This window comes from Pseudoxanthomonas sp. F37, assembly GCF_022965755.1.
Classification (GTDB): Bacteria; Pseudomonadota; Gammaproteobacteria; order Xanthomonadales; family Xanthomonadaceae; genus Pseudoxanthomonas_A.
On the sequence record NZ_CP095187.1, the window covers coordinates 3,604,319 to 3,624,376 of the forward strand.

Consider the following 20,058-nt stretch of genomic DNA (forward strand, 5'->3'; position numbering starts at 1 on the left):
GCACATCAGTCCCGCCGGGGGTCGGCCCAGACGCTATGCGGATCGCCCGTCCGCGCGCGATGCCTGGTGGCGGCGGCCATCCGCCAGAACGCCACCGCCATCAGCAGCGCGGTCGCATCGATGAAGAACCGGTGCCAGTGGCCGTGCGCGAACGCGGCAAACACATGTTCGCCCGAGGCCACGGCTCCCGCCACGGGAATGGCGGCGGTCAGCACCGCGCATGCCCACAGCAGTTCGTTTGCCGCGTGCGCGGGACGGCGCACCAGCGCCCAGGCCAGGCACGTGAAGAAGACGGCGTAGTACACCGACGCTGCGGCCCAGGTCGGCAGCAGCGCGGCCGCGACGAACACCGCCGACACGCCCGCCACGCATCCCAGGCAGACGCCGAGCGTCAGACCTGCCATCACCCGCGTGCGGCGCGGTTGCGCCGCCTCGCGGCGCTTGCGGCGCGCCTCGATCCACAGCAGGTTGCCGGTGTAGAACAGGAACGCACCCGCCATGCCAAGCACGAAGTAGAGCCACTTCACCGCCATGTCGCCGAAGTTGCCGTAATGCAGGTGCTGCAGGCCGCGCAGGAAGGCCATGCCCAGGGGATAGTCCGTCGGTGGCAGCGCCTTGATCAGTTCCCCGCTGGCGGCGTTGAGCGCCACACCCGCCATGGAGTTCAGTCGTCGCTGCGGCAGTTCGCCGTACAGCGTGACCTGTGCATGGGCATCGCCGGCCTCGTGGTAGTTGAGGCTTTCGATGGCGATGCCCGGCAGGGCGAGTTCCGCCCGCCTCACCAGCTCGGCCACCGGCAACATCGGTTGCGCGATGCCGGCGGGCTCCACGTGCGGCGCCACGTCGAAGTCGCTCTCCAGGATGCCGAGCAGCTTGTTCTCGTAGACCAGGAACTGGAACGGCGCCAGCATGAGGAAGCCGATGGTCAGCACCGCGCCGCTCCACGCGAAGATCACGTGGAACGGCAGCGACAGCACGCCGATGACGTTGTGCGCGTCCTGCCACATGCGCTTGATGTTGCGCCCCAGCCGCAGCGCGAACAGGTCCTTCAGGAAGCCGGGCGCATAGATCACCACGCCGCTGACCAGCGCCAGGCCGTAGAGGATGCAGAACACGCCGAACAGGTACATGCCGGCCGTGCGTGGCAGGCCCGCGGTGAAATGCAGGTCGTAGATGAATTCGACGAAGCCGGCGCGCGCGGGCGTCTGCCGCAGACCCTCGTCCTCCAGCGCGAACTTGTGTTGTCGGGAGGTGCGCTCGTCGAACCAGTACAGGTGCGGCCGCGCGCCATGTTCGCCGGGCAGCGTGACGAAGAAGGCATGGTCCGCTTCAGGATGCTTCGCCAGCACCTGGTCCACCAGCGCCTGCGCCTGTGCCAACCCGACGTCCCGCGCGGGCGCCGCCTCGGCGGGACGTTCCCAGCCCTGCAGTTCATGGACGAACACGATGATGGAACCGGCATAGAACGCAATGAACAGGCCCATGCCCGCCACCAGTCCCACCCAGGTGTGCACCGACAGGTACGTCCTCAGCGTGGCCGCCTTCATGCCGGCAGCTCCGTGGCCCAGCCGAGCAGCTTCGACAGGTGGATCAGGCCGAAGCACAGCAGGGTCGCGCCGCCCATCCACAGCCAGGCGCGCAGGCCGGACTTGAACAGGAACGCACCGGACATCACCGCCACCCAGATCGGAAACGACATCAGCAGCCAGGGCAGCGTCACCCGCGTCAGCGCGCCCGGCCAGTGCAGCGCCACCAGGCCGACGATGCCCACCGTCAGCGGCAGCCCCAACAGTGCCGCAGCCAGCGACTTACCCCACATGGCGCTTCTCCTTTCGTGCATGCCACCACGCATCGATATAGGGCAGCGCCACCCATCCCGTCATCAGCGCGGTAAGCGCGGCGAATACGCCCGCCCATACGCCGAGCTGGACATGGGCCAGCGCGAGCGTGAGCAGCGTGCAGAGCCATGCGACGATGCGCAGCGGGCGCTTCTTCGCGATCGCGCCGGGAGAGAAGCGCTGGTGCGCACAGGCCAGGTAGAAGGCCAGTGAGGCGACCAGCGCGGGCAGCAGGTAGAGGACGCTCTTCATCGGAACTCCGTGTGGCGGACGCCGGGGGCTTACCAGCGGTAGTCGAAGCCGATGCCGACCACGCGGGGCGCACCCAGGATCACGTTCGGGCTGTCGTCCGACCAGGCGTACTGCGTATAGCCCCGGTCGAACAGGTTGCTGGCGAACACGTAGGCGCTCCAGTCCATGTTCTCGTAGCCGAAGCGGCCGTTGACCAGCGTGCGCGAAGACAGCCTGCGTGCGTCGCTGCCGATGTCGGGCGTCACGTCGCTGCGGTAGTTGGCGTTGAGGTTGGCCAGCCAGTGCTCGCCGAAGCGGAGGTTGGCGCCGACGGCGAACGTCCAGCGCGGCGCGTAGGCGAACTCGGAGCCGGTGTAGTCGCTGATCTGCGCGTCGAGGATGGTCTTGAACTCGTCGTAACGCGTACGCGAGTAGCCCAGCGACGCATACCAGTCGAAGCCGGCGCCCACGCGATGGCTGGCCTCGATCTCGAACCCGTACAGGTGCGCCTTGCCGGCGTTGACGGTGTGGTAGTCGTAGTCGTTGATGCCGAACAGCGCAGTGACCTGCTTGTCTTCCCAGTCGATGTAGTACAGGTTGGCGTTGAGCGTCAGCCTGTCGTCCAGCCACTGGGAGCGCAGCGAAAGCTCGGCGTTCCAGGTGAACTCGGGGTCGTACGCATAGTTCTGCCCGCGTGCGATGTTGAAGGTCGAGCCACCGGAGCGGTAACCGCGCTGCACCACGAAGGCGGTGGACACGTCGTCGGTCCACGCGTAGCGCAGGCCCAGCTTGGGCAGGAACGCATCGAAATCGCGGGTGGATTCCGGCGTCTGGCTGTTGGCCTGCTGCACCATGCCCAGCACGGCCTGGTTGATGCCGGCGATGGCCGGCGCCAGCTGCGGACCGAACGCGGCCGCATCGGGCAGCGTGCCGGCGAAATCCGCGACGGCGACGGCACCGAACCGGTACTCCTCCTGGTCGTAGCGGAAGCCGCCCAGCAGGGCCAGGCGCTGGGTCAGGTCCACTTCGAAGTCGGTGAACAGCGCCACGTTGCGCGAACGCGACTGGCCGTCGCTGGCGTAGTCCACCGGGATCACCGGCAGCGCCTGCGCGTACAGGCCGGCCACATAGGCCGCGGTCGCCGCATCCAGCCCGGCGCCCTGCAGCACGGCGGCGATCGTGGACACCGGCGTGTCCACGTTGGTGCGGTTGATGCTGACGTTGTCGGTCTCACGCTGCGAGGCATACAGGCCGACGAGGCCGCGCAGGCGCTCGCCGCGGTAGTGCGCGCGGAACTCCTGCGAGAACGTGCCGTACTGCTCGTCGGTATCGCCGTAGGCCTCGGCGCGCTCGGTCAGGTCGGTATCGAACCGGCGCTGCATGTCGGTGTCCGACCACGCCGTCACCGCCGACAGCGACCAGCGGTCGGCGAGCGCGTAGTCGACTTCCAGGGTGGCGATCTGGCCCAGCGCATCGGTGGTGCCCGGATAGTCCGAGGTGTTGATGCGGTCGTCGTAGTAGTCCGGCACGTCGTTGCGCGAGTAGGCGTACATGTACGGCCCCTGGCGATCGTCGCGCGTGTAGGTCAGGCGCGCGGTCAGGCCTTCGATGCCCTTGGGCGACCACAGCAGCTTGGCGCGCGTCATCGTCGATTCGCGTTCGTCCTCGCCCACGCCGCGTGTCGGGTTATGGACGAAACCGTCGAACGAACGGTCTTCCACCGCCACCCGGAACGCCAGCTCGTCGGCCACCAGCGGGCCGCCGCCGGCGAAGGCGATGCGCCGGTCGGAGGGATCGGACACCAGCAGGCGCGCACGTCCGGACCAGTCCATCGTCGGGTCCTCGGTGCGCAGCACGATGGCACCGGCCAGTGCGTTCTCGCCCTGGATGGTGGACTGCGGACCGCGCAGCACTTCCACCTGCGCCATGTCCCACAGGTCGGTCGGGCCCGCATCGCTGACCTGGCTGGGCAGCGCCGCGCCGTCCACGTAGATCGTCGCCAGCGGATTGGGCGCCCCGGCCTCGTTGGCGATGCCGCGGATGGTGAAGCCGCGGTCGCCGTACATCTGCGACACGTTGGCGGTCCGGTTGAGGACGTCGAACAGGCTGAGCAGGTTTTCCTGCTCGATCCTCACCGAGGTCGACACCGCCACGCTGGCGGTGGTGTCCTGCAGCGAGCGGTCGGTCTTCTCGCCCCGCACGACGATCTCATCGAGCGTGGTCGGTTCCGGAGCGGCGGAAGAAGGGGCCTGGGCGTTGGCCTGGAATACGGAAAACAGACACGCAGCCAGCACGGACACGCGCTGGCCGGCAACGTGGGACAGGGGGTACTGCACGGGTGGTTCCCCAGAACGAGGCCCTGCATGGGCCATGGGGGACGCGGCGACAGGCTGACGTCCGACCGCACTATGCTATATGCGAATAGGATTCACTTGCAATCAGTGGAGCCCGCGGTCACGGGCGGATTCACTCCGCAGCAGGCAGCACCACCGTGAACGTCGTGCCCATCCCCAACTGGCTGGTCGCGCCTAGGGTGCCGCCTGCCCGTGTCACCAGGTCGCGTATGACGGACAGGCCAAGGCCGGTGCCTTCGCCCGCCGGCTTGGTGGTGAAGAACGGATCGAAGATGCGCGCAAGCACTTCTTCGCCCATGCCGGTGCCGGTATCGGCGAACTCCAGCACGCAGCCCCCCTCATCGCCCTGCGCGACGCCGATGGAGAAGACGCCGCCGTGGGGCATCGCATGGTCGGCGTTGGCCGCGATGTTGAGCACCATCAGTTCGAACCGGTCCCGGTCCATCCGGACCGGTGACGGGGCATCGCCCAGGGCCAGACGCAGGTCCACCTCGGGCTTGAGCAGCTGGCGCAGCATGGCCTGGATGTCCACCAGGGCGCTGGCGGCATCGAAGGTCTCTTCCGCGTAGTCGTCCTGGCGCGCGAACGTCATCAGCTTGTGCGTCAGCAGCGTCGCCCGGCGCGCGGCCGCCTCGATGCCCTCGAACGACGCCCTGCCTTCCTCGACCTGGCCGGCCCGAAGGCCTTTGCGCGCATAGCCGCTGATCACGGCCATGATGTTGCCGAAATCGTGCGCCACGCCGCCCGCCAGGCGACCCACCGCCTCGACCTTGCGGGCGTGGATGAGCTGCTCCTGCGCGAGCTCGCGCTCGTTGATCTCCTGCTGCAGCCGCTGGTTGGTGGCCGCGAGCTGGTTTCCGCGCACCGTGGCCTCGTTCAGGCTCTGGCGCAACGCGGCCGAACTGCGGTCGAGCACGATGGCGATCATCAGGAACATGGCGGCGCTGAATGCGGCGTCGCCGTACAGCGCGGCGGCATCGCCCTTGCGGGACACATCCACGGAAATGCCCAGGAAGAACGCCGCCACGATGCAGGCGAACATCAGCCACAGCGCGCCCCTGCCCACCACCAGCGCCGCGATCGCCATCCAGATGACCAGCACGGGCTGTTCGAAGCGTTGCGCGCCGAACCCGGTGGTCAGGTAGGCGGGCACCACCGAGGCGGCGAACACCACCAGCAGCAGCCGCGAGGCCCACGCGAAGCGCCCATGCCGGATCAGCACGAAGCTGAGAGCCGCGCCGGCGCATACCGACAGGCTCAGCGCCATGCTGGTCAGCTCGCCTGGCCGCCACGGGATATCCACCGCGAAGGCACGATAGGCCCACGCAAGCGCAGGCAGCACCGCCAGCAGCAAGGAGATCAGCTGCAGCATCGGCGCATTGCGCCTGTCCACCGGATCGGCGATGGGAACATCGCGCCACCAGGCCATCGGTGCGCGCCACAGGCGGGCCAGGCGCGATGCAGGACCGCCATGGCGCTCGCGGGTAGCGGGAATGGCGCGGTCATTCATGGATCCGCTCTCCAGACGACCGGGCCACGCGCAGGTTTCCCATCACTCCACTCCACCCATCCACGAAGAGAGACGAGTATAGGCGCTACCGCGGGTCGGCCTGGGCGGACTGGACGCGCAGCCGCACTTCCACCCGGCGATTGGGGATCAGGCATTCGCGCAGGGCCGCCTGGGGCTTGACGCCCTCGCACTGCTGGACCTGCTCCACGTCGCCTTTGAAGGTGTAGGCGATCATGGCCGGATCGATGCCCCGCTCCACGAGCAAGGCCTGCACGGTCCGGGCGCGCCGTTCGGAGAGCGCCTGGTTGTAGTCGAACCCGCGTCCCTGCAGACGGTCGGCGTGGCCGACCAGTTCGACGCCTGTCAGCGTCAGTCCTTCCTTGGGCAGGCGCGCCAGCTCGCGGTCCAGGCTCCACAGCGAGTAAACCCGGATGTCGTCGCGGCCGGAGCGGTCGAACTCGAACAGCACGTTGACGGTCAGCACGGTGCCGGCCGGCACCACCGCGGGCGCGTCGGCAGCGGCGCCGCACTGGCGCGCCATCGCTTCGGCGTCGCCCACCCAGTCCTCGGCGATCTGGATATAGGGCTTGGCGTGCCGCCACTGCTGCTGGTTGAACTCGTTGCCCGCATGCACCAGTTCCACCTCGCCGCAGGCCACGGCTTGCTGGGCGCAGGCGAAACCGGGCGTGCCATGGATCGCACCCAGGCGCTTCCACAGGTCTTCGCGCACGCGCGCGGCGTCGTTCACCAGCGGCGTATCGGTCGGCAACGGTGCGACGCCCTGCTCCATGCCGGCAATGAGCTTCTCCGATTCGGTCAGCGCTGCCTGCGGGAAGTCGCTGCGGTCGTTGCGGCCGTATTCGTGGAAGGACACGTCCAGCCAGCACTGCGCCTTGGACAGGTGGTAGTCGCGCACGGGGCGGCCGGCATCGTTGAGCGCCTTGATGCGCCCCTGGGTGCGCTCGTAGCCGGACAGGTCGGCGTGGATGGCCTCGTCGGTGATCCGGTCGCGTTGCGGGGTGAGCACGGTCTGCTGCGCGCTGGCGCCGATGGCCAGGGTGGCGAGGACGGCGGCGGCGAGAAGGGCGGGCTTGGTGATGGTCATGTCGTGTTTCCTCAGCGCACCGGATCGCGGTAGCGGACGTCGTCTCTACGGAAAAGGTCTTCGTCGAACTTGAAGCGCAGGCGGATGAACGCGCCCTGCTGCGTGTACTCGTAACCGCTCAGGTCCTCGTCGCCGCGGAAGCCGGTGGCGTTGTAGCCCGCCGACAGCCACAGGTTCTGCCGCAGCAGGCGCCCCACTTCCACGCCGAACGCATACTGGTTGGCGCCGTCCTGGCCGCGGAACGCCGAACCCAGCACGCCGATGTCCCAGTTCTCGGTGATGTCGTAGACCACGCGGCCGGAGACCAGCACCGCGTTGAACTCGTCGTCGACGCGCCCGGTGTCGGCGTAGAAGAAGCTGTCCTGCTGCCACTTCGCGGCCACCCGGCCGGTCAGCCACCACGGCCGCGACGGATGCCAGTCGGCATGCGCCGAGACGATGTGCGCGCTGGTGCGGATGTCCTGGCCCGTGTCCGAGCCGAAGCCCGAGCCGTCCATGCCGCTCTCGTCCTTCTCCAGCTTGTACTCGTAGCGGGCCAGCGCGTTGACGCGGTTGGTGTCCGTGTCGCGGTACGCCGCACCGATCTGGAAACGGTCCTGCAATACGTCGCCGCGCGCGTCGTATTCGGTGCGCAGCAGGTAGTTGCGCGCCAGCAGCGTCCAGTCGCGGCTCAGCTTGCGGGCCGCCAGGAACTGCAGCAGCGTGGTGTTGTAGCCCTCGTGGGTCGGCGTGCCGGCGACGTCGTCGGAGATGCGGTGTTCCAGCCGCACGTTGCCACGCCACAGCGGGTTGGCGCTGTAATCCAGCGCCACGCCGATGCCGGTCGAATCGCCGACATTGCCGGAAATCACGTTGGTATGTTCCAACGACGTATCCAGGCGCAGGCCCTCGCGCAGGTCCCAGCGGTTGCGCATGCCGGAGGCGGCCTGGATGTCGCGGCCGGCGATGGCGTCGCGCAGGCGGTACTCGGAGAACAGCTGCGTGTCCTTGATGAAGCTGGTATCCACGCCCAGCGCCACGGTGTCCGCCTCGCGACCGTCCTGGGTCAGGCCGTTCACGCCGCTGATGCCGGTCTGCTTCTCGTAGCGGCCATAGAGGCGGCTGCGTTCGCGCAACTGGTAGTCCATGCCCAGCGCCACGCGGTTGCGGTCCTGGCCATGGATGTCCTGCTCCACTTCGCCGCCCAGGCTGAAGCGTTCGCTGGCGCGGTAGCCGGCGCCGATGCGCAGCATGTCCGAGGACAGCTCGGTGCCCACCGGCAGGCCGCTGGCCACGTCGTTGGGATTGCCGCTGCTGATGATCGGCAGGCCGGTCAACGGATCCAACGGCTGCTGGCCGTAGCCCAGCGCACCACCGCCGGCGCCCGTGGCGTAGCCGCCCGACAGTCCGCCGATGTTGCCGTAGCCGCTGCTGGTGGCCCAGGTGTAATAGGCGCCGACCGTCTCGCGGATGGCACGGTAACCGAAGTCCAGCGTCAGCCTGTCGGTGACCTTCACCCGCGTGCCGGCGCTGGCGGCGTTGCGTTCGCCGCCCTCGGGGTTGCGGTCTTCGCTGCGCAGTCCTTCGGCATACAGCTCGAACCGGTCGTTGAGACGCCAGCGCGTGGTCAGGCTGTACTCGCCGCGGCCGCCGTACAGCGGCGAAGCGGGATTGTTGAATTCCGGATCGGACTGGCCGGCGAACAGCTTCAGGTCCACGTCCGCGCTGGCGTGCCCAAGCTCCACCCGCCACGCGTTGCCTTCCACCTGCCCGCTGAGGCCCTGCAGCGCGGGCGTGCCGTACTGGTTGACCGAGTTGGTGTTCACTTCGCTGCGCGTGCGCGCGGCTTCGGCCACCAGCCACGTGTTGGCGCCCAGCTTGTAGCCGATGTTCGCGCTGCCCATCTCGAAGGCGGCGAACGGGTTGCGGTCGTCCACGTACGAGCCGCCGATCTCGCCATGTTCGCCCACGCGCAGCTGCGCATCCGCGCCCAGCACCAGGAATTTCTCGGTGCCCTGGTCCAGTTCGTAGGTGATGCGCAGCGAGACGGGATTGAGGTCGCTGTCGAACGAAGGCAGGAAGCTGTTGAGCAGGATGCGGCCGGAGAACGGCTCGAAGCTGTAGTCCACCAGCCGGCCCAGCGGGCGCACCGAGACGATGCGCGAGGGCTGGTTGCGGTCGCGCACGACCACTTCCACGCGCTCGCTGCCTTCCAGCACGGCGTTATTGCGCAGGCCGTAAGGACCGCTGCCGGCGGCCGGCAGTTCCTCGATCACCTGGCGCAGCGAGTCCTCGATGGCGAACACGTTGCCGCGCACGCGTGCGTTCTCGAAGTGCCAGCCCAGCCCGGTGGCGGTACGGTTGTAGGTGCCCAGCACGCGCGGTGCGGCGCGGGTGCCGGCATCCGCGCCGGTCTGCGTCGCCAGGTTGTCGCCGGTCTGGAAGTCGCCGTACAGCAGGTAGCTGCGGCCCTTGTCCACGCGCACGTACAGGCGTTCGGCCGAACGCGCATCGAAGCCGCGCAGCGAGGCGTCGCCGTACACGGGGTAGAACTCTTCCGGCTGGATGTCGCGCAACAGGCGGGCGCGCACTTCCTTGTCCGAATCGTAGGCCGCGGTGAGCAGGTATTCGCCCTTGATGGTGCCCTTGGCGAAGAACGCCGCGCGTGCCGCTCCGTTGGCCTTGCCGCTGTTGAACTGCTTCTCCCAGCGGCGGATCTCGCGCTCGAAGCCGTCGCCGCGCTGGGTGCCGTTGATCAGCCCGTCGCCGTTGCGGCGGAAGTTGATCACGCCTTCGATCAGGCCGGTGGCGATCATGTCGCGCATTTCCGGCACGAAGCCGACCACGCCCTCGGCACTGTGCGCGCCCGAGGTCACCCGCAACAGCACGTCCTGCGGATCGTGCGGCGCGAGCAGTTCGAATTCGGCCCTGCCGTCGCGCACGGGAAGCTGCACGCCGGGGGTGACCTTGTCGGCATCCAGTCGGCCGGGGCCGAGTTCGTCGGTGCGTCCGTCCGCCAGCTTGATGCGTCCACCGGTGTGCTCAAGGGTGGCGAACGCCTCGCCTGCCAGCGGCTTGCCGTCGGCACCGAACAGCTGCACCACCACGCGCACCGGCGACTGGCCGTCGGCCGAAACGCCGTCGCGGTCGATCTCGACCACCACGCGGTCGACAGCCGCGTTGACGCGGTAGTCCACGTTGCCCGGCTGCGCGTACAGCGGTTGCGAGGCCGTGTCCTGCAGCTGCGGGGATTGCGGGAACAGCGGCGTGCCCTGCCCCAGCACGGGCGTGAAGCGCTGGTCGCCGGACACGGTCTGCGCCGTCGCCAGCGTGGGCACGAGGGCCAGCGCCAGGGCGAACGCCAGCGGATGATGGGAATGACGCGTGACACGCATGGGCTTGGCTTCCGGCAGGGATGAGGGACGGGAGGAAATGCGGCTCATGGCTGCACCTCCTTGCCTTCATCCCCATCCGTGGCGGTCGGCCTGGGCGCGACGATCGGCTGCTGGTTGGCCGAATCGGTGGCCTGCTGCGGGGCGCGCGCCGGCTTGCTGTCGAAACGCAACGGTTGCTGGTTGCGTTCGGTCTCCGGCGCGCGGATCTCGCCCTGGGTGCGGCGCGCCTTCACCTGTTCCATCACCGGGTTGGAGCAGCTGCCTTCGATGAAGTCCGCGCGGTGCAGCTCGCCGTTCTTCAGATCGACGAACAGGCTGTCCGCATCGCCCAGGTTGCGGTTGCTGCTGGTGGTCAGGCGCGAGCCGACCGGCAGCGTGGACGCATCGACCTTCAGCGTGTGGCTCTTCGGCGGCAGGCCGCAGTAGCTGTACTTGCCTTCCGAGTCGCTGACCATCCAGGTGCCGTCCTCGAAGTACATGCGTACGCCGGGGATGCCGATCTCTTCGCGGTCCTGCACGTGGTTGACGTTGCAGTCCACGAAGATCTTGCCCAGCACGCAACCTTCGTCGGTGAACACGCCACCGCTGACGATCACGCGGTACTCGGCCGGATTGGACGGCACCACGCCGCCGTTCGGGTACGGCGCCAGCGTGGCCGGATCCACGCAACCGCCGTCGATCGAGCAGCCGTGGGCGCGCGCCCGGTTGATGCCATCGCCCTGCATGCTGCCCACGCCGACGCGCACGCGGTAGCTGAGCGTCTTCTGCGCGCCGACGGCGAGCGGGCCGACATCGAACACCAGCGTCGGGCCGGGCTTGCCCAGCGGATTGGCGATGCCTGCACCATCGACACGCGCGGTGCCATCGATGAAGGTGAACCCATGCGGCAGGCGGTCGACCACATTGACCGTGCCCATCGACGCACCCGCCGTCTGGCGGATGGTGATGGTGTAGACCAGGCTGTCGCCCACTTCCACCGTCTTGCGGTCGCCGGTCTTGGTGATGACCAGGCCCGGTGCGACCTGCGGGTCGAGCGGGATGTGGTTGTGCACCGGCACCGCCACGCCCGAACCCAGCGTCAGCTCCAGGTAGTAGCGGGTTTCCGTGCCCACCGGCGCCGTCGGCGCGGTGGCATTGGTCTGCACGGGATGCCCCACGCCCGGCGTGGACGGCGGCGACAGCGGCGCGGTTTCCGCCGGGATCATGCCGGACTCGAACGTGTAGCCGGCCGGCGGCGTCACTTCCAGCTGGAAGCGGCACGAGGCAGGCGCATCCGGACCCAGCAGGAACTGATAGAAGCCTTCCGCACCGACCGTCATCGACACCGACGTGCCCTGCACGGTGTAACCGCCCAGCGCGGCGTTCAGCACGTGCTGTTCCGGCGTGTAGCCCGCGCAGGTACCCACCGGCGTGAGCGTGACGCGTGAGCCGGGCACCGGCGTGCGCGTGGTTGCGTCGTACACCACGCCACCGGGATTCAGCGGCAGGCTCTGCTGCGGCAGGTTGGCGCCCGGCGCCAGTACCACCGCCAGATGCGTGAAGCCGCTGTCGCTGCTGCGGCACGAACTGGCCGTGCCATTGGCGATGGCACTGCCCGCATCGCACGGCACCGGCGGACCGGTGACGGTTTCGCCACTGACCGGCAGGCCCCAGACCACGCCCGTCGCCGGGTCGCGGAAACGGATGGCCAGCGGAATGCCCGGCACCTGGTCGGCGATCGAGTACGTACCGTCCGCGCCCGTGGTCGCCGTGCCGACGACCTGGCCGCTGCCGTTCACCACTTCCACCACCCAGCCGGACAGGCGACGGTCGCCGCCATCGATCAGGCCGAACTCGCTGCCCTGGTCGAACCACACCGTGCCCGACACCGACGCGGACAACTGCACGGCGGTGGGCAGGCGGCACGCGTTCTGCGTGATCGCCGGATCGCACACCGGCAGATCGGCCGGATTGCCTTCGAAGTCGGCGCGCTCGTCGGTGGTCGGCGTGCGGAACTCGTTCTCGCCGCCGCCTTCCACCAGCACGGCGTTATCGACCGGCGAGCCGGTCGCCGCCGACGCATCCACGCGGACCTGCGCGACGATGGCATCGGCCAGCGTGGCGCCTGCCGCGATCGCCGCGCTGCTGCTGCAGCGGAATCGGTTGTCGCCGGAGGCGCCGGTGCAGGTCCAGCCGTTACCGGTCGGCGTGGCCGCCAGCGTGAGGCCTGCCGGCAGGCGGTCCTCCACCACGTACTCGCCCGCGCTCGGCTGCTGGCCGATGTTGCGCACACGGATGGCGTAGCTGCCCGGGTTGTTGACGGTGAAGGTGGTGGGCGTGGCGGTCTTGCTGACCACCAGGTCCGGAGAATCGCCGATCTCGCCGAAGTTGTTGTCGATGGAATCGCCCCCCGGCGGCAGCACGATGCCGCTGATGGCCGACGGCGTGGTGCTCACCGGCGTGGCCACGCCCACCGCCGTGCCCTCCACGGTGCCCGGCGTGGTGATGCCATTGAGGGTCTCCGCCGGCTGGGTGGGCTCGGTCACCGTGTAGGTGCCCGGGCGCAGGTCGTCGAAGCGGTAGCGGCCTTCGCCGTCGGTGGTGACGGCGACCTCGACCGTTTCGCCCAGCTCGTTGGTGCCGGTCAGCACGACCTGCACGTTGGGGAAGCCGCCTTCGCCGGCATCGATCACGCCGTTGTTGTTGCCGTCGTTGTAGACGCGGCCGGCGATGCTGCCGGAAGGCACTTCGCCGAAGTCGTTGCCGCTGGCCTCCTGGCCCACGCCCAGCACGACATCGCTGATCACCGACGGTGTGCTGGTCGGCGGCGTGGCGGTGCCGCCGCCGGTGCCGGGCACGGTGGTGCCGTTGAGCGTGCCGGCCGGCTGCTCGGGCTCGGTGAGGGTGTAGGTGCCGGGCGGCAGTCCGGTGAAGGCGTAGCGGCCGTCCGGCTGCGTGGTCACCTCGCGGGTGATGGCGTTGCCGGCCAGGTCGGTACCGCTCAGGCGCACGACCACGTTGCCGATGCCCTGCTCGGACGGGTCGATGACGCCATCGTTGTCGATGTCTTCCCAGACGCGGCCGCTGATCGCGCTGTTCAGCGGAATCTCGCCGAACAGGTTGTCGACCGAGGCGGTGCCGGGCGTGGTCAGGTCGATGGTGCCGATCGCGCTGGGCACGGTGGTGATGGGCGTGGCGGTACCGGACGGCGTGCCGCCGATGGTGCCGGCGACGGTCTGGCCGTTGCTGGTGCCGGTGGGCTGCTGCGGCTCGGTCACCGTGTAGGTGCCGGGTCGCAGGCCATCGAAGGCGTAGTCACCGTTCGCATCGGTGGTGGTGGTCACCGACACCGACGCGCCGGTGTCATCGGTACCGGTCAGGGTGAGGGTCACGCCGTCGATGCCGGTTTCGGCCGCGCCCGACTGCACGCCATCGTTGTCGGCGTCGAAGAACACGCGCCCGGACAGCGACACGCCCAGCGTTTCGCCGAAGTCGTTCTGCACGGACGCACCGCCCGCAGGCAGCACGATGCCCGTCACGGCGCTGGGCACAGTGATCACCGGGGTCGCGGTGCCGCTGTTGCTGCCGCCGACAGTGCCGGCGACGGTGATGCCATTGAGCGTGGTCACACCGCCGACCACCGGTTGCGTCGCCTGTTCGACGACGGCATAGGTGCCGGCCAGCAGATCGCCGAAGCGGTAGTCGCCGTTGGCGTCGGTCACGGCCGTGGCGACCGGATTGCCCAGCGCATCCAGCGTGCCGGCAGGCAGGCTGACGCTGACGCCGGCAATGCCGTTCTCGCCTGCGTCGCGCACGCCGTTGTTGTTGGCATCCAGCCACACACTGCCGGACAGCGATGCCGCCAGTTCGCCGAAGTCGTTGCCGCTGGAACCGGCAGCCGGCAGGTTGGTCAGGGTGATGCGGTTGGAGGTGTTCTCCTGCCCATCGGCCAGGCCGGTGGGCTGTGTCTCGACAATGCGGTAGTTCTGGCCCGTGACGGCACCGCCGTAGCTGTAGCCGCCGTTCGCATCGGTGGTCAGGGTGACCGGCGGCAGGTCGTCGCCGGTGCCGAACACGCCATCCGGGCCCGCGCCTTCGATGACCACGGTGACGCCGGGAATGCCGGCTTCGCCCCCGTCCTGGTCGCCGTTGTCGTTGCGGTCCAGATAGACCGTGCCGCTGATGACGGCGTTGGCGAGTTCGCCGAACAGGTAGCCGGTGGCGGCCTGACCCGCATCGATCGCGATGCCGTCGATCACGTTCGCCGTGGTGGCGCTGCCCGGCGTGGCGGCATTGCCCGGCGTGTGCCGGCCGTCGATGTACCCCGCCGGCTGCGTCTCGGTGATCGTGTACGTGGTGCCGCCCTGCGGCGGCAGCAGGTCGCGGAACGCGTACGCGCCGGCCGCGTCGGTCTGCGCGGCGACATTCACCGCGTTGCCCAGCACATCCGTACCGGTCAGCGTCACGGTGACGTTGGCGATCGGATTCTCGCCGCCATCGAAGGCGCCGTTGTTGTTGTTGGCGGCCGTGGCCGAGAAATCCTCGAACACCACGCCCGCCAGCGAACCCAGCGTTTCGCCGAAATCGTGGCCGGCCGAACCGGCCGGCGGCAGGTTGGCGATGTCGATGGCGTTGGTGGGATTTTCGCTGCCGTCGGCATAGCCCTCAGGCTGCGTTTCGCTGACGCGGTAGTCCTGCCCCACCACCAGGCCGGCGAACTGGTAGGCGCCGGTGGCATCGGTCTGCACCGTCACCGGGGCCGGATCGTCGCCATTGCCGAAAATGCCGTCGGCGCCCGCCCCGGTCAGCGTGACGCTGACGCCCTGCAGCCCGCCGTTGGGACGCGAATTGACCGTGCCGGCGTCACCGCCGTCGAAGTTGCCGTTGCCATTGCGGTCCACGTAGACGCTGCCGGAAATGCCGGCCACGGCGTCTTCGCCGAAGTTGAACGCGGTGCCGTCCGCACCCGCCCCCAGGTCGATGCCGCTGATGCGGTCGGTGGTGGCGGCATCCCCCGCCACACCGGTGCCCGGCGTACAACCCGTGGCGCAGGGCACGCCGCCGACCTGGCCGGGATTCACCGCGGTCGGACGGTTCTGGTAGCTGCCGGTGGGCAGTACTTCGCGCAGCGTGTAGACGATCAGCGGATCCAGATTGCCGAAGCTGTAGGCACCGCTGCCATCGGTCGTGGTCGTCGCGACGACGGCACCGCTGCCGGCGTCGAGCAGTTCGACCGTGGCACCGCTGATGGGCGCATCGCCCCCGTCGCGGACGTCGCTGAAGTTGCCATCGATGTAGACGAAGCCCGACAGCGCCGGGCGGCGCACTTCGGGGAAGTTGTAGCGAACGCCGGCCTGGTTTTCACCGACGGGAATGGCGGCGATGACCGAGTCGGGCGAACCGGCGCTGTAGGTACCCCCCAGCGAAGGCTCCGCGCCGCCGCTGGTGGGCAGGGCCGCGGGACTGTTGATCAGACCGGCCGGCTGCGTCTGCGTCAGCGTGTAGCCGGCGGCATCGGCCGGCGACAGATCGGTGAAGCTGTAACTGCCGTCGGCGGCCGTGACGACGTTGCGATTGACGGCGTTGCCGTACGCATCGATGCCGGTCAGGGTGATGGTCACGCCGGCGATGGCCGGTTCGGTGGCGGCCCCCTGGTGGGTACCCCCGTTGGCGCCGGCGCGGTCGCGGTCTTCGAACACCACGCCCGCCAGGCTGGAGCGGGTGACGCCCAGCGGCACGGTGGTGGTGTTGTTGCCCGGGACCGGATCGACCTGTTCGGTCGTGATGGTCGCGGTGTTGTTGCTGGTGCCGCCGGCGGGATACGCATCCCAGCGCGCGGGCACGATGATGCGTGCGCGACCGGTGACCGTCATGTCGCCCAGGTTGCAGGTGACGGTGGTGCCCGCCTGGCTGCAGGTGCCCGTTCCGACAGGCTGCTCGTCGCCGCCCGGATCAGGGCCGTCCTTGCGCCAGGTGATCGGGCCGGTGACGATGAGATTCGCCGGCAGCGTGTCGGTCACCACCGTGCCGGTGCCATTGAGCGGACTGGTACCCGTGCGGTCGCGCGAGAGACTCGCGCCCGGACCATTGTTGACCCCGCCGATCACGTAGTAGAACGGCTGCCGCAGCGACACCGAAGCGATGGTCGGCGGCAGCGCCACGGCCGGATCCGGATCCGGCGCCAGCGCGACCATGGTCTTGGTGACGGCCAGGTCGGCGCGCGAGCGGATCGTCGTGTCCTGGTCCGCGGTGTTGTTGGCGAGGTTGGTGTCGGTCTCCGCCGAACTGGCGGTGGCCGAGTTCAGCAGCGTATCGCCGGTGGCGCCGGGCGGTGTCTCGTAGGCATAGCGCAGGTACAGCGTGCTGGTCTGGCCGGATGCCACCACGCCCGGCAGGTTGGTGGAAAAGCCGATGCCCGGCATCACGCAATCCAGCACCAGCGGTGCGCCCACCGTGGGGTTGCTGCCCGCGGTCACGCTGCAATCCGTATCGACGAACGGCCCCGCTGTGGATGCGGACACGCCCAGGAAGCGCACGGTACGCCCCGCGAGCGGCGTCAACGTATCGCTGATGCGTACGTTCGTCGCCACCGACGGCCCGTTGTTGCGCACGGTCACGCGATACGTGATGGCGTTGTTGGCCGCAGTGACGGCGTCGTAGCCCAACGGATCCACGCCACCGGTGAAGCCGGTATCCACCTTGTTGGTGATCAGGTCCACGCTGCCGCTGTTGAACGGCAGGCTGGCGCTGCGCTGGTCGTCGCCGGCGCTGGCGTCGGTATTGAAGTCGAAGCTGCCATTGGCATCCGAACCGCTGGCCGGGTCGGGCGTACCGTCGCCGTTGCGGTCGAAGAAGAAGTCCGCCACGTTGGTGAACACGCGTCCGGTGTTGCCGACGTTGACGTTCGGACGGATCACCACCGTCAGGCTTTCGGTCTGGCCATTGGCCAGCGACAGCGGCGCGCAGGTCAGCGTGACCTGTGCGGTGCCCGCCGTCGGATTGGCGTACGACACGCCACCTGCGGCAGGCGCCGTGGTGATGCCGGGGCCCGGCGTGGCCGTGCACGTGGCGGTGCCGCCCCCGGTGCGCGTGGCCGACATCAGCACGAAGCCGGCATCGTCGGCGGGCAGCGTGAACACATCGCGGAACACCACGCCCGGCACCGTCGACGGCCCCTGGTTGCGGAACGACATCACGTAGGTGGTATTGACACCGGCCTGGCCGGTCGCGCCCGAGGTGATGCTCTTGGCCGTGGTCTGCACGTTGGCGACACGATCGACCTGCAGCCAGTCCGACGCACTGTTGTTGGCTGCGTCGATCTCGCCGACCGACCCCGCCACGGCGGCATCGATGCCGACCCCGGCGGTATTGCAGAACGCATTGGTCGTGGGCACGCCACCACAGGTGCCCGCGCCCAGGCCGGCACTGTCGAACAGCGCGCGCTGCACCGTCAGCACGATGACGGCGCTGGCGCCGTTGGCCAGGGCCGTGGTGCCGGAGCGGCACACCACCGATGCGCCGGTGGTGCAGGTCCAGCCTGCGGGTGCATTCGCGCTGACGGTGGTGCGGCCGGCGACGAAGCCCGGGATGGCATCGTTCACCACGATGCCGGTGGTGCTGTCCGGGCCGTCGTTGGTGATGGTGAGCGTGTAGGTCACCGTATCCTGCGCGGCGGTCAGCACGTTGTCCGCATCGCCCGGGCCATTGGTCTGCTTGGCGATGCGCAGGTCGGCGCGCTCGTCGGTGGTGCGCGTGCCGGCGCCGCTGCAGTCGTTGCCGGTTTCCGGATCCTGGTCGATGCCGCCGGCCGTCAGCGGTTCGAGCGAACCGTTAGAGCCGCCGGTGCACGCGGTATTGGTCAGCGCGCCCGCGGCACGCGCGCGGCTGATGATCTGCAGCTGCGGCGAGTCGCTGTTCACCGCCAGCGGAAGCGAACCGGCATCCAGGTCGCAGGTCACGCGCTGCCGCGCGGGCGGCACGGCGTAGGGATTGTCCACCGTGCAGGTCCACGGACCCGACGCGGACACGAACTCTTCACCCGCTGCGAGTTCGTCGACCACCTGCACCTGCCCGCTGGCCGCGCGCGGCCCCAGGTTGCGCACGCGGATCAGCGAGGTCATGCGGCTGTCGGTGTCGGGGCCGATGCCATCCCACACCGCGACCAGCGCCGGCGACTTGCTCTTGGTCATCGCCAGGTCGGCACCGTCGGCCAGCACGGTGAAGGTGACGCTGCCCTGGTTGTTGTTCACGCCCAGGACGGGACCGTTCGGATCCGGCGTGGCGGAGGTGATCGTCGCCGTGTTGGTGACGTCGCCGCTGCTGTTGGCGCCCGTGGAGGGCACGGTGGCGACGATGGTGAGCGTTTCCACCGCGCCCACCGGCATGTCCGCCGCGCGCGTGCACGTGCGCGTGCCGTTGGCGCCATCGTTGCTGCAGCTCCAGCCACCGGGCTGGGTGCCGCCGGTGATCACGAAACCCGCCGGCAGCGCGTCGGTGAGGCTGACGTTCTGCGCCACGCTGGGGCCCAGGTTGCGCGCGGTCAGGGTGAAGGTGACGGACTGGCCGGCGATCGCGGGCGCGGGTGCGGCGGACTTGCTCAGGGCCAGGTCGGCGCCCGGCGTGATGCCGGTGGTGACGTCGGCATCGTTGTTGCCTGGGTCCGCATCGGGCGTGCCGATGGCTTCCACCGTCGCCGCGTTGATGATGTTGCCGCTGCCGGCGTTCACGCGGGCGCGGAAGCTGAAGCTGCTGCTCGCGCCCACCGCCAGGGTGCCGGCGTGGGTCGCGGTCATGGTGCCGCTGTTGAACGTCCAGCCGGCGCCATTGAAGCTGCTGGCCACGTACGTGGTCGCCGCCGGCAGCGTGTCCACCACGCGGAAGTGGGTGGATGGGCTGGGGCCGTCGTTGAAGACGGTCAGGGTGTAGGTGACTTCGGCACCGCCCACCACCGGGTCCGGTGTGGCGCTCTTGAGCAGGCGCAGGTCGCCGGCGGTGGTCAGCGTGGTGGCTTCGTTGCGCTGGTTGTTGGCGGTGTTGGTGTCGCTGGCGAAGAACGCATCGCCCGGCGTGAGCGCCGTGATCGGCGTGCCGGCCGGCGGTACCGCGGAACCGAAACCGATGGCACCGCGCAGGGTCACCGTGCCCGGCGCCTGGCCGCCCGTATCGACGCCCAGCTGGAAACTGACCGGTGCGCCCTGCGCCGTCTGCGTACCCACCAGTTCGCCCACCGCGCACACCACGCGCGCGGGCACGCCGGCGTCGGCGCTGCAGAACGCCGGCAGCGTGCCGGCCACGGTGCCGGCAGGCAGGTCGAAGATGACCACGGCGTTGGGCACCGTGTCGGCGGCGCCGTTCTCGACCGTGACGTTGTAGACCACCTCGCCGCCAGCCGGCGTCGGATCGTAGCCCGTGTCGGAAAGGTCGGTGATCTGCAGATCGGCCGCCAGCGCGGCGGGTGCCAGCAGCCATGTCGCCAGCGTCATCCAGCGCCATGCCCGGCTGCGGTTCCGCAGCGGCCATCCTGTCGAACCCGCGCGCGCGCGCGCGCATCCGCCGATCAACGTCGGCTCACCCTGCTCGTTCACTGACTTTCCCCTGTTCCGCTTGGCCGGATCGGACCCGGCAAGCCATCAGGACGGCCTTGCCCGCGTCGCGGCGTGAACCGTGG

The 20,058-nt window shown here is 69.2% G+C and carries 8 protein-coding genes; all 8 read right to left on the reverse strand.

Translation table 11 applies throughout. The annotated features are described in order from the left end of the window. Nucleotides 1-5: 5 nt before the first annotated feature. Nucleotides 6-1,547 (reverse strand): PepSY-associated TM helix domain-containing protein, encoded by a 1,542-nt coding sequence (locus MUU77_RS16855; protein ID WP_245089301.1) that lies wholly within the window; start codon nt 1,545-1,547, stop codon nt 6-8. Continuing rightward, nucleotides 1,544-1,819: a hypothetical protein gene (locus MUU77_RS16860; RefSeq protein ID WP_245089304.1), complete on the reverse strand. Its 276-nt coding sequence runs from the start codon at nt 1,817-1,819 to the stop codon at nt 1,544-1,546. The genes MUU77_RS16855 and MUU77_RS16860 overlap by 4 nt, the downstream gene beginning before the upstream one ends. Next, nucleotides 1,809-2,090: a hypothetical protein gene (locus tag MUU77_RS16865; RefSeq protein ID WP_245089307.1), complete on the reverse strand. Its 282-nt coding sequence runs from the start codon at nt 2,088-2,090 to the stop codon at nt 1,809-1,811. The genes MUU77_RS16860 and MUU77_RS16865 overlap by 11 nt, the downstream gene beginning before the upstream one ends. A gap of 29 nt (nt 2,091-2,119) precedes the next feature. After that, a complete protein-coding gene (locus MUU77_RS16870) occupies nt 2,120-4,405 on the reverse strand; it encodes a TonB-dependent receptor (protein ID WP_245089310.1) in 2,286 nt (761 codons plus the stop codon). 130 nt (nt 4,406-4,535) lie between these two features. Beyond that, on the reverse strand, nt 4,536-5,933 hold the full coding sequence (locus MUU77_RS16875; protein WP_245089313.1) for an ATP-binding protein: 1,398 nt from the start codon (nt 5,931-5,933) through the stop codon (nt 4,536-4,538). 85 nt (nt 5,934-6,018) lie between these two features. Further along, on the reverse strand, nt 6,019-7,038 hold the full coding sequence (locus tag MUU77_RS16880) for an OmpA family protein (protein WP_245089316.1): 1,020 nt from the start codon (nt 7,036-7,038) through the stop codon (nt 6,019-6,021). Nucleotides 7,039-7,049: 11 nt separating this feature from the next. Beyond that, nucleotides 7,050-10,460 (reverse strand): hypothetical protein, encoded by a 3,411-nt coding sequence (locus tag MUU77_RS16885; RefSeq protein ID WP_245089318.1) that lies wholly within the window; start codon nt 10,458-10,460, stop codon nt 7,050-7,052. Next, the gene (locus tag MUU77_RS18545; protein ID WP_280640383.1) at nt 10,457-19,975 is read right to left on the reverse strand and encodes an SdrD B-like domain-containing protein; all 9,519 of its coding nucleotides are present in this window, start codon (nt 19,973-19,975) and stop codon (nt 10,457-10,459) included. The genes MUU77_RS16885 and MUU77_RS18545 overlap by 4 nt, the downstream gene beginning before the upstream one ends. Nucleotides 19,976-20,058: the final 83 nt, after the last annotated feature.